The 11,200-nt window shown below is 70.4% G+C and carries 7 protein-coding genes and 1 pseudogene; 4 read left to right on the top strand and 4 right to left on the bottom strand.

Features of this window, described 5'->3' with window-relative positions:
• Positions 1-105: 105 nt before the first annotated feature.
• From glgB to P3X83_RS27690, 4 genes and pseudogenes are all read right to left on the bottom strand, one after another.
• A complete protein-coding gene (gene glgB / locus P3X83_RS27705) occupies positions 106-2,277 on the bottom strand; it encodes a 1,4-alpha-glucan branching protein GlgB (protein ID WP_277308174.1) in 2,172 nt (723 codons plus the stop codon).
• Between the two features lie 476 nt (positions 2,278-2,753).
• A pseudogene (locus tag P3X83_RS27700) lies at positions 2,754-3,131 on the bottom strand (transposase); the annotation flags it as partial.
• A gap of 209 nt (positions 3,132-3,340) precedes the next feature.
• Positions 3,341-4,852 carry an exo-alpha-sialidase gene (locus P3X83_RS27695; protein ID WP_277308173.1) on the bottom strand — a complete coding sequence of 504 codons (1,512 nt, stop codon included), beginning with the start codon at positions 4,850-4,852 and terminating at the stop codon, positions 3,341-3,343.
• Between the two features lie 234 nt (positions 4,853-5,086).
• Positions 5,087-6,424, bottom strand: a complete 1,338-nt coding sequence (locus P3X83_RS27690; protein ID WP_277308172.1) for an aspartate aminotransferase family protein — start codon at positions 6,422-6,424, stop codon at positions 5,087-5,089.
• Positions 6,425-6,601: 177 nt separating this feature from the next.
• On the opposite strand from P3X83_RS27690, the gene P3X83_RS27685 reads away from it, so the two are divergent.
• From P3X83_RS27685 to P3X83_RS27670, 4 genes are read left to right on the top strand one after another with little or no spacing between them, the layout of a single operon-like run.
• On the top strand, positions 6,602-7,624 hold the full coding sequence (locus tag P3X83_RS27685) for a Gfo/Idh/MocA family oxidoreductase (protein WP_277308171.1): 1,023 nt from the start codon (positions 6,602-6,604) through the stop codon (positions 7,622-7,624).
• Positions 7,621-8,562 (top strand): Gfo/Idh/MocA family oxidoreductase, encoded by a 942-nt coding sequence (locus P3X83_RS27680; RefSeq protein WP_277308170.1) that lies wholly within the window; start codon positions 7,621-7,623, stop codon positions 8,560-8,562. Before P3X83_RS27685 ends, P3X83_RS27680 begins: the two co-directional genes overlap by 4 nt.
• A gap of 3 nt (positions 8,563-8,565) precedes the next feature.
• Positions 8,566-9,420 (top strand): fumarylacetoacetate hydrolase family protein, encoded by an 855-nt coding sequence (locus P3X83_RS27675; RefSeq protein ID WP_277308169.1) that lies wholly within the window; start codon positions 8,566-8,568, stop codon positions 9,418-9,420.
• A 48-nt stretch (positions 9,421-9,468) separates the two neighbouring features.
• Positions 9,469-11,151 carry an ABC transporter substrate-binding protein gene (locus P3X83_RS27670; protein WP_277308168.1) on the top strand — a complete coding sequence of 561 codons (1,683 nt, stop codon included), beginning with the start codon at positions 9,469-9,471 and terminating at the stop codon, positions 11,149-11,151.
• Positions 11,152-11,200: the final 49 nt, after the last annotated feature.

Below are 11,200 nucleotides of genomic sequence, written 5' to 3'. Positions count from 1 at the left end.
GGTGAAAGGTGCGAATGCTGCTTTGGAGGCATGCCCGGAAATGGCTCGACCCCCCGCCGCGTGTCGCTGACGAGGGGCCGAGCGATCAAATCGTAGTGCAGGCGATCACTCCACCGCCCGCCTGGGGGCCGGGTGGCGCAACCAGACCGCGCCGAGCGGCGGAACACGCAGGCGGGCCGAGTACGGCAGGCCGTGGTGCGGGATGGCGTGCGCCTCCACCGCCCCCAGGTTGCCGACCCCGCTGCCCGCGTACTCGTAGGCGTCGGTGTTGAGCACCTCGTCCCACTGCGCGCCGTAGGGGAGGCCCAGCCGGTACTCCTCGTGCGGCGCGCCCGAGAAGTTCACCACACAGGCCAGCGCCGAGCCGTCCGTCGCGTAGCGCAGGAACGAGAACGTGTTGCCCACCGCGTCGTCGGCGTCGATCCAGCGGAACGCCTCGGGCGAGGTGTCCTGCTCCCACAGCGCCGGAGTGCTGCCGTACACCCGGTTGAGGTCGCGGACCAGCCGCTGCGCGCCCTTGTGCAGGTCGAAGTCGAGCACCCACCAGTCCAGGCCGCGCTCCTCCGACCACTCCGAGCCCTGGCCGAACTCGCCGCCCATGAACAGCAGTTGCTTGCCCGGATGCGCCCACATGAACGCCAGCAGCGCCCGCAGGTTCGCGAACCGCTGCCACTCGTCGCCGGGCATCTTGCCCAGCAGCGACCCCTTCCCGTGGACCACCTCGTCGTGCGACAGCGGCAGCACGAAATGCTCGGAGTAGGCGTACATCAGCGAGAACGTCATCTGATGGTGGTGATACTGCCGGAACACCGGCTCATGCCGCAGATAGGCGAGGGTGTCGTGCATCCACCCCATGTTCCACTTGAACCCGAAGCCCAGCCCGCCCAGATACGCCGGGCGCGACACTCCCGGCCAGGCCGTGGACTCCTCCGCGATGGTCACGATCCCCGGGGCCTCCCGGTAGCAGACCGAGTTCATCTCCTTCAGGAACTCGACCGCGTCGAGGTTCTCCCGGCCGCCGTGGATGTTCGGGGTCCACTCGCCCTCGCGGCGCGAGTAGTCCAGGTAGAGCATCGAGGCGACGGCGTCCACCCGCAGGCCGTCGATGTGGAACTCCCGCAGCCAGTACAACGCGTTGGCCACCAGGAAGTTGCGCACCTCGTTGCGGCCGTAGTCGAACACGTAGGTACCCCAGTCGGGGTGCTCGCCCCGGAAGGGGTCGGCGTGCTCGTACAACGGGGTGCCGTCGAACCGGGCCAGCGCCCAGTCGTCCATCGGGAAGTGCGCCGGCACCCAGTCGAGCAGCACGCCGATACCCGCGCGGTGCAGCTCGTCCACCAGGTAACGGAAGTCGTCGGGAGTGCCGAAGCGAGCCGTCGGCGCGTAATAGGACGTCACCTGGTAACCCCACGACGGGCCGAACGGATGCTCCGCCACCGGCAGGAACTCCACGTGGGTGAACGCCATGTCGCGCACGTACTCGACGAGCTGCTCGGCCAGGTCGCGGTACGACAACCCCGGCCGCCACGAACCCAGGTGCACCTCATAGATGCTCATCGGCTCCGCCAGCGGGCGGCGCTCCGGGCGCACGCGCATCCAGCGGTCGTCGCGCCAGGCGTAGGACGTGCTCTCCACCACGGACGCGGTCTGGGGTGGGATCTCGGTACGGCGGGCCATCGGATCGGCCTTCGTCCGCCACACGCCGTCGGCGCCGAGGATCGCGAACTTGTACCGCTCGCCCTCGGCCACATCGGGGATGAACAGCTCCCACACGCCCGACCGCCCGAGCGAGCGCATCGGGTGGCCCGAGCCGTCCCAGTGGTTCATGTCGCCGACGACGCGCACGCCGCGCGCGTTCGGCGCCCACACCGAGAAGGCGGTGCCGTCCTCGTCGTCATGGCGTGTCACCCGCGCGCCGAGCACCTCCCACAGGCGCTCGTGCCGTCCCTCCCCGATCAGGTGCAGATCCACCTCACCCAGCGTCGGCCAGTGCCGGAAGGGATCGCCCGCCTCGTAGGACTCCGCGCCTTCGTACTTCACCGCCAGCCGGTAAACAGGGACCTTGTCCAGCCCGGGCACGGTGACCTCGAACACGCCGTGCGCCGTGTGCGACATGACGTGGCGCTCGCCACCTTCCAGCACCACTTCGACCCGCTCGGCCAAGGGCCGCAACGCCCTGAACGTCAGCCCGTCCGGGCCGGGATGGGCCCCGAGGATCGAGTGCGGATCGTGATGCGCGCCACCTGCCAGCCGGTCGAGTTCCGTGTTGTCCCGCATGACCATAACCCTGCCCGAGCCATGGAGTTCAACCCATCATTTCCAGTGACGTCTCAGGAAAGATCTGCATGTCTGTTCGGTAACTTGCCTTCTACCCGACCTGTGAGCCCCGCGCCCTTCACTACCTTCACACCAATCCTCCCGCCACATGCCAATCCTCCTCCCGGTCCAACCATCCGTCACGACCCGGCGTGCTTCAGCCAGGACCATGCCGTCACACCTCGCCGCCGCCCCCGCCCAGGACATGACCGCGTCCCACCTCACCACCGGTCCGGACACGGCCGCGCTGCCGCGCGTCCCCTCACCTCCCCGTTGGGTTGGGGCCGCGTCGCTTCGTGCGCCGGCCACGGTTGCCATGCCGCACGCTCCTGCGCCTCTCCGTCGGGCGAGGCCCATTAGGCGCGCGGCAGCGCGGCCCCAACCGAGGTTGTCACTTCAAGTGTGTAAAGACCGCTTCCGGTAGCCAGAGAGCCGATTTAACTGATCCGTCCTGGATAGGCGATATCGAGTTCGATGAGCGCCTCACGCCAGCCGATGGTGCGCTGTCCCTCGATCAGACGCGCGCTGCCGGGCGAGGACTTGGTCTTGCCGGTCTTGTCCTTGCAGGCGGCGCGTTCGCGGGCGCGTTTGTCCTCGATGTTGATGATCGCCAGCCACAGGAGCTTGACCACCGCGTCATCGCCGGGGAAGTGCCCCCGGGCCTTGGTGACCTTGCGCAACTGATAGTTCAGCGACTCGATGCCGTTGGTGGTGTAGAGCAGCCGCCGCACTGCGGGCGTGAAGGCGAAGAACGGCGTGAAGCGGTCCCAGGCCGCCTCGAACACCCGGCCCGCCTGCGGGTAGCGCCTGCCCCAATCGGAGGTGGTGAAGTCCGCCAGCGTGTGGTCGATTGGAACTTCTTCCAAGGTCTCGAGTGGCGTCCGTGGACGCAATACGTCTACGGACGGCGACAGCGTCGGGCCAAGCCCGAAATTAGGAAACGTCCGAGCGACAGCGAGGCCCATTGGACGCGCGATGGCGCGGCCCCCGCCCGGAGGGCGGGGGTTTGGCGTGAAGCGGGGTTCTAGTTGTAGACGGAGAGTTCGGTGACTTGGCCCCAGGCGCCGAAGGTGTCGGTGAGCTGGACGCGGATGGCGGTGACGGGTTCGCCGGTGACCTTGATGATCTCGGGGAGGTCGGTGCGGGCGCCGTCGAAGCGGTGGAGCTCGCGCCAGTTGGTGCCGTCGGAGGTCACCTGGACGACCGCGCTCTCCTTGTAGCCGGGCTTGAGCGAGACGCCCAGGGCGCGGACCTTCGTCGGATCGGTGAAGTTGACGGTGTAGGAGCGGCCGTTGACGGCCGAGGCCCAGTAGCCGAGGTTGCCGTCGATCGCGCCGAGCGGGCCGACCAGCGGGTACGTGGCGCTGGTCCAGTTCATGTCGGTGTCGACCGTCAGCTTGCCCGCCTTGTGCAGCGCCAGCAGGTCGACCGGCTCCGCGCCGTCGCGCAGCCATTCGTTCTGGCGACTGAAGACGCCGACCACGCTGGCGGTGTTGGTGTCGAACGACAGGGTCAGGAAGCGGCCCGGCGAGACCTCGACGCTGGTCGGGTTGGCCTGGTCACCGGTGCCCGAGTCGTAGAGCAGCAGGTCGCGCTGGCCGTTCCAGGACCTTTCCGGGTGCCGGATGAGCCGTCCCACGGTCTCGCGGTTGCTGGAGAAGCGGTGCGACAGGTCGCCGTAGGTCAGCAGGATGTCCCCGTTTCGCAGGGTGAGCTGGTGGTGGGAGGAGGCGGGCAGGTCGGTGGCCTCGGCCTGGCTCCAGGTCCGGCCACCGTCGAAGGAGCGCGACAGGTAGGCGGTCGGCGCGGTGGTGCGGATGAGCGAGACGAGCTGTCCGCCGCGCAGCACGCTGAGGTTGGGCTCCTGGAAGTGGAACACGCTGCCCGACGCGATGGTGCGCTCGCTGCTCGCGGGCCAGGTGCGCCCGCCGTCGGTGCTGCGCACGACGGTGGCGCGCTGCCACTTGTTGTCGGGCAGGGTGCCGTAGAGCGGGATGAGCAGGTCGCCGCCGGACAGTTCGACGATCGGCCCGTGGTTGGCGGCCCAGCCGAGCCGGTAACTCTGGTCGACGGGGCCGGTGCCGCCGTCCATGGCGGTGCCGACCTTGACCGGTGCCGACCAGGTGCCGCCGCCGTCGGCGGAGCGCATGACGAACGTGCCGAGCAGCGTGTGCGGGGCGGTCGGCTTCCAGTCGATGGCGAAGTAGCTGAGCAGGACCGTCCCCGACCGGGTGACCATGATCTTCGGGTCGCGGTCGTCGACGGGGGTCTGCACGATCTCGCGTGGCGTGCTCCACGTGCGGCCCGCGTCGGAGGAGGAGACTTGCAGGATGCGTCCGTCCTGGCCGCTGTGCGACGCGCCCTCGCGATAGACGGCGAGCAGCCGGCCGTCCGCCAGGCGGGTGGCATCGGGGAACTGCAGTTTCTTGCCCGGCGCGGCGGTGGCGACGGTGACGTCGGCGGTGAACGGGTCGTCACCGGCGGCGGGAGGGGCGATGCCGAGTACGAGGGCGGCGGCTAGGAGCAGGGTGTGCATAACGACTCCAGAGTTGGTGCTGCCAGGTGAAGGGAGGTCGTCAGAGGTGCCGGTTTCGAGCCGGCGGCTTCCGCCGCCGGTTCGACGGCATGCGGAAACACCGCAGGCCACTGCGGGAATGACAGATATGAGGTCGTCGTCGGAAGTGCGACCCGTTGCCGCGATTCGACATGAAACACCATTCCATGTCAACGCATGTGATGGTGTTCCACGTCGTGTCGCACATCAGCGCTTTCAGGGCGCGGGGGAGAGCAGCCCGTCGTCGCGGATCGAGCGGAGGGCGTCGCGGGCCGCCTCCAGGGTGCGGTCGATGTCGTCCTCGGAGTGGGCGGCGGAGATGTGGTTGCGCTTGAGGGAGAGCGGCAGCATCAGGAAGCCGCGGTCGGTCATCCGGCGGTGGAAGGCGACGTAGGCGGCGTCGTTGTTGCGCATCAGGTCGCGGTAGCCCCGGATCGGGGACGCGGTGAAGTACAGGGCGAAGACGCCGCCGAATCCGGCGGCGGTCGCCTCGATGCCGAGTTCGGCGCAGATGGCGGTGAGGCCCGCGCGGAGGCGGTCGCCGAGGGCGTGGGTGCGCCGGTAGAAGTCGGGGTGGTCGCGCAGGTAGCGGATGGTGGCGATGGCGGCGGCCGACGAGACGGGGTTGCCGTTGAAGGTCCCGGCCAGCAGGACGTCGCCGCCCGCCGAGCTGAAGTGCTCCATCAGGCGCCGGGGACCGGCCAGGCCGGCGATCGGGTAGCCGTTGCCCATCGACTTGCCGAACGTGGTCAGGTCGGGCATGACACCGCAGACCTGCTGGTAGCCGCCGAGCGCGTGCCGGAAGCCGGTGATGACCTCGTCGAAGATCAGCAGTGAGCCCTGCTCGGTGGTGAGGGCCCGCAGTCCTTCGACGAACTCCTGGGTGGGGACCAGCGCGCCGACGTTGTGCGGGATCGGCTCCATGATGACGGCGGCGATCCGGTCGGGGTGCGCCTCGTAGAGGGCGCGGATCGAGTCCAGGTCGTTGAACTCGGCGATCAGCGTGGCGTCGAGGGCCTCGGGCAGGATGCCGCGCGAGAGCGGGTCGCTGCCGTAGGCGCGGTCGGGGGCGGAGATCACGTTGCGGGCGACGGCGTCGTGCCAGCCATGGAAGCCGCCCTGGAACTTGACGATCAGCGGGCGGCCGGTGACCGCGCGGGAGAGCCGGATCGCCTGTGCGGTGGCCTCGCTGCCGGACATGGCGGAGATCATCTGCTCGGCGGACGGGATCGTCTCGGCGACCAGCCGGGCCAGTTCGATCTCGGGTTCGGTGACGCCCCAGCCGACCAGGTCGAGGCCGCCGATGGCGGCGCGCACGGCGTCGTCCACCTCGGGGGCGGCGTGACCGAGCAGGATCGCGCCGAACGCCGCATGGTAGTCGAGGTAGCGCTTGCCGTCGGCGTCGGTGACGTACGCCCCGGCCGTGGCCGTGATCGCGTACGGCGGGCCGACCAGGCGCGTGGCGGAGTTGACGCCCCCCGGGATCACGTTCCGCGCGGCGGCGAGCAGGTGCGCGCCCGCGGAGGTCTGCTCGGCCGAATCGGCGGTGATCATGGTAGCCCCCAGTCAATTGGCGTCCTGTTGCATCTGTGTTTCGCAGGGATGGTTCATGGAAATCCATTCCATGTCAATATCCAGTGCTGACCGGTCCCGCTCTGAGCAGGCACGAGCAAAAGAAGAACGCGATTGCCTCTTGACATTCGAATCACCTTGGGATCAGGATCCCTCGACATGGAATCCCATTCCGCGTCCGTCGGGGTGCTGGTCGTCGGGACCGGCTTCATCGCCGCGCAGCATGCCGCGGCGATCCACGCCGAGCCCCGGCTGGAGCTGTTGGGCGTCGTCGACATCGACCCAGGCCGGGCCGCCGCCGCGTCCCGAGCCAACGGCGGGGTGCCCTGGTTCACCGACCTGGGCGCCGCGCTGGCGGAGACCGGCGCCGGCGCCTGCGTCGTGTGCACGCCGAACGACACCCACGCCGACCTCGCCGTCCAGGTGGCCGAGGCCGGCGCCCATCTGCTGATCGAGAAGCCGCTCGCGACCGACGTGGCGGGGGCGCGGCGCGCCGCCGAGGCGTTCGCCCGGGCGGGCCGGGTGCTGATGCCCGCGCACAGCCACCGGTACTACGACTACGCGCTGACCGTGCGGGACGTGATCCGCGCGGGCGAGCTCGGCGCGGTGGACCTGGTCCGGCTGTCCCTCCTGGGCGGCTGGATCTGGCCCGACTGGCGCGGCTGGATGCTCGACCCCGCCCGCTCCGGCGGTCACTCCCTGCACAACGGCGTCCACCTGCTCGACCTGGTCACCTGGTGGACCGGCGACATCCCCGAGACCGTCTACGCGCGGGGCCGCCGCCAGACGGCGGCGGAGCTGCGGGTCTACGACTACCTGGAGATGACGGTCGCCTTCGCGGGCGGCGCGGTCGCGGTGTGCGAGATGAGCCGCGGTCACCGTCCCACCTCCTACGCCCGGCGTGACGTGCTGGTCAGCGGCAGCGGCGGGATCCTCACGCTGCCCTGGGACGCCGAGGCCGGGAGCGTCACCGACGAGTCCGGCACCGCGCTGCTGCCGCCCGGCGGCACCGACGGGTTCGCCACGCAGATCGCGGCCTGGGCCGACGCCGTCACCGGGGGCCCGCCCGCGGTGACGGCCGAGGACGGCCTGCTGGCCGTCGCGATGGGCGTAGCCGCCGAAAGGTCGATCGCCGAGGGACGGCCGGTGCCGGTCGCCGAGGTGCTGAAGGAGGCCGCGTGAACGCGCCGCTGCGGACGCTGCCCTGGGGGCAGGCCGGGTTCGGCACCCAGAACCACCAGCGCGACATGTACGTGCCCGCGCTCCACGACCACCCCGGCTTCACCGTCGTCGAGCCGACCGCCGGCGGGCCGAAGACCAAGGACCTCACCGCCGCGATCGCGGAGACCGGCGCCCAGGTGGTCAGCCTGTGCGCGCCGCCCGGGGAGCGCGCCGACCGGATCGTCGAGGCGCTGCGCGCGGGCTGCCACGTGCTGGCCGACAAGCCGATGACGCTGACCCTGGCCGACGCCGAGCGGGTCGCCGACACCGCCAGGGAGACCGGCCTGGTCTGCCTGCCCGCCCACCACCACCGGTTCGGCGTGGCGGTCCAGGCCGCCCGGGGTGCGCTGGCCTCGGGACGGGTGGGCCTGCCGTGGAACGTCCAGGCCGACTTCGTCGTGGACGGCGGCGACCCCTGCCCGGACGGCGAGCTGGTCAACTTCGGCCTCTACCCGGTGGACGTGGTGCTGGCCCTGACCGGCCAGGCCGTCCGGCGGGTGCACGCCCTGCCGAGCCGTGACCCGAGGCGCACCACCGTCCTGCTGCTCGACCACGAGCACGGCATGACCAGCACGATCACCGTCAGCCGGTTGCCGGGCACGGCCGCCGCGCCCGGCATGGCGCTGCACCGCTACCGGGTGAGCGGGTCCGGCGGCGTCATGGACATCGACGCCACCAGGCCCGGTGCGACGCTACGGACCGCGTCGGGTACTCACAGCGCCTGGCGAGGCCCCGGCACGGTCGACCGGATGCTCACCGCGCTGCACACCGCGATCGTCACCGGCCGCCCGCCCGAGATCGGGCCCGGCGACGCGCTCGCCGCGCTGCGCGTCACCGACGCCGCGGCCCGCTCAATCACCCTCGGCACACCCGTGTCGCCGCAGCCCTCGGAGGTCTGATCCATGAAACTCGCCACCTATCGCCTGCCCGGCGACGGCGGGGTCCGCCACGGCGAGATCGTCGGCGACGGCCGCGTCACCGATCTCGGCGCGGGCGACCTGGGCGCGGTGATCGGCGCGCTCGGCGCGCTGCCGTCCCCGGTGGGCACGCACGCGCTGGACGAGGTGACGCTACTGGCGCCGCTGCCGCGGCCGGGCAAGGTGCTCGCGGTCGCCGCCAACTACCAGGAGCACGTGACCGAGACCGGCGGCGACCCGATCGACAAGTCGCGGATCTCGCCGCGCCTGTTCCTCAAGCCGTCCACCGCCGTCAGCGGGCCCGGCGAGGAGATCGCGCTGCCGTCGGTCAGCCCCAGCGTGGACTGGGAGGCGGAGCTGGTCGCGGTGATCGGGCGCGGCGGGAAGGACATCCCGCTGGAGAGAGCGCTGGACCACGTGGGCGCGTACACGATCGGAAACGACGTATCGGCCAGGAGGATGGACTACGGACACGAGCGCGACACCGACGATCCGGCGGTCGCGTTCTTCGACTGGCTGAACGGCAAGTGGCCGGACGGGTTCGCCGCGATGGGCCCCTACCTGGTCACCGCCGACGAGGTGCCCGACCCGCAGAAGCTCGAAGTGACCCTTTCGGTCAACGGGCAGGTCCGGCAGCGCGGCGACACCGGCCAAATGATCTTCAATATCGCCGAGCTGGTGGCGTTCGCGTCCCGGCTCATGACGCTGGAGCCCGGCGACGTGCTCTACACCGGTACGCCCGCCGGGGTCGGTCTGGCCGCGGGGGAGTTCCTGTCCGCAGGTGACGAGATGACGGTCCGCGTGACCGGGCTCGGCAGCCTGGTCAACCGTGTCCGCTGAGCGGACGCCGGCCGGGCACTGCCCGGTCTACGCCGGAAAGAGGCAGTTATGATCATTCGTTCGACCCGGCGGCCTGTCGCGGATCGATCGGCTCGGCGGTTCGTCGCGACCGCCGGCAGGCGCGGTGCGGCGGCCGCGGTGAGCGGCGTGCTGGCGCTCAGCGCGCTCGTCGCGTGCAGTTCCGACCCCACGCGGCAGGCGTCGGGCGGAGCGACGGCGGACACGAGCGTGCTCAACATGTACCTCTACCAGAAGCCGAAGACCTTCAGCCCGCTCGCGCCCAACAACGGGCCCGACCTGCTGGTCATGTCGTTCATCTTCGACCCGCTCTTCGGCGCGGACGCCAACTACGCGCTGAGCCCGAAGCTGGCCGCCGGGCCGCCGGAGGTGTCGGAGGACGCCAAGACGTTCACCTTCACCCTGCGGCCCGGCCTGAAGTGGAGCGACGGGCAGCCGCTCACCGCCAAGGACGTGGTCTTCACCTACAACGCGCTGGCCGACCCGGCGACCGGCAGCGCGCAGTCCGGCAAGTTCGCCGCCATCGTCGGCGCCAAGGAACTCGCGGACGGCAAGGCCGACACCCTGAAGGGCGTCACCGCGCCGGACGACACCACCGTGAAGATCACCACCTCCAGCCCCTCGGCCGGGCTGGTCGGGCTGATCGGCAACTTCCCGATCCTGCCCCAGCACGTGCTCGGCGGGCAGCCGGCGGAGGGCCTGGGCGACAACGCCTTCTTCACCAAGCCGACCGTCGCCTCCGGCGCGTTCACCTTCGTCCAGTACAAGACCGACCAGTACGTCGAGCTGGCCGCCAACCCCGCCTACCGGCAGCCCGTCTCGATCAAGAAGGTGTTCCTCAAGCCGGTCACCTCCGACGTGGCCACCGCGCAGCTCGGCACCGGTGAGATGGACCTCGCGATGATCTCGGCGACCGACCTGCCGAGCGTCCAGCGGCTCAAGGACGTCAAGGTCGTCACCGCCAAGAGCCCCGGGTTCACCCGGCTCGCGGTGGACCAGACCCAGAAGCGGTTCAAGGACGCGCGGGTCCGGCAGGCGCTGCTGACCGCGATCGACCGCAAGGGCCTGGTGGACAAGGTGATCGGCGGCGCGGGCACCGTCATCGACTCCAGCTTCTACGGCGACCTGGCCCCGGCCGACGCGGCCTACGCCTACGACCCGGCGAAGGCCAAGAGCCTGCTCGCCGAGGCGGGCTGGGACTCCGCCAAGCCGGTCTCGCTGTCGTGGGTGCCCGGCCAGCGCGACCGCGACACCGCCGCGACCGTCATCCAGAGCCAGCTCCAGGCGGTCGGGGTGAACGTCGAGCTGAAGCAGGTGCAGGTGGACGAACTGCTGCAGTCGTACGAGAAGCGGACCTTCGACCTGGCGCTGTTCGGCGGCGGCAACTACGCCACCGAACCGTCCACCGTGTCGGTCATCGACGCCTGTGACCAGGGATACCCGGTGGGCGGCAACATCAGCCACTTCTGCGACAAGTCGTTCGACGAGCTGATGGCCAAGGCCGACACGGTCGGCGACCAGGCCGAGCGCAAGAGCCTGTTCCAGCAGGCGGCCAAGCTGGAGAACGCCCAGGTGCCCTACCTGTGGCTGTACAACCCAGACACGATCTGGGCGTACCGGACCCGCCTGTCGGGCTTCGAGCCGTCCGGCGTGCCGACGAACGAGATCGGGTTCTGGGACTTCGCGAACTGGAAGCTCGGCTCCGCGAGCTGAGCCGGGCCGTGCCGGCCGGGGACGCCTCGCGCGCCCCCGGCCGGGCGGG

The organism is Spongiactinospora sp. TRM90649, assembly GCF_029382225.1.
Taxonomy (GTDB): domain Bacteria; phylum Actinomycetota; class Actinomycetes; order Streptosporangiales; family Streptosporangiaceae; genus Spongiactinospora.
Note: the sequence above shows the minus strand (reverse complement) of the source record. Positions and strands in the feature narration are given on the sequence as shown.

What these genes read in the sequence shown, in the direction of transcription:
- glgB (WP_277308174.1), bottom strand. Translation starts at nt 2,277, where the DNA reads ATGCGGGACAACACGGAACTCGACCGGCTGGCAGGTGGCGCGCATCAC.
- P3X83_RS27695 (WP_277308173.1), bottom strand. Translation starts at nt 4,852, where the DNA reads ATGCACACCCTGCTCCTAGCCGCCGCCCTCGTACTCGGCATCGCCCCT.
- P3X83_RS27690 (WP_277308172.1), bottom strand. Translation starts at nt 6,424, where the DNA reads ATGATCACCGCCGATTCGGCCGAGCAGACCTCCGCGGGCGCGCACCTG.
- P3X83_RS27685 (WP_277308171.1), top strand. Translation starts at nt 6,602, where the DNA reads ATGGAATCCCATTCCGCGTCCGTCGGGGTGCTGGTCGTCGGGACCGGC.
- P3X83_RS27675 (WP_277308169.1), top strand. Translation starts at nt 8,566, where the DNA reads ATGAAACTCGCCACCTATCGCCTGCCCGGCGACGGCGGGGTCCGCCAC.
- P3X83_RS27670 (WP_277308168.1), top strand. Translation starts at nt 9,469, where the DNA reads ATGATCATTCGTTCGACCCGGCGGCCTGTCGCGGATCGATCGGCTCGG.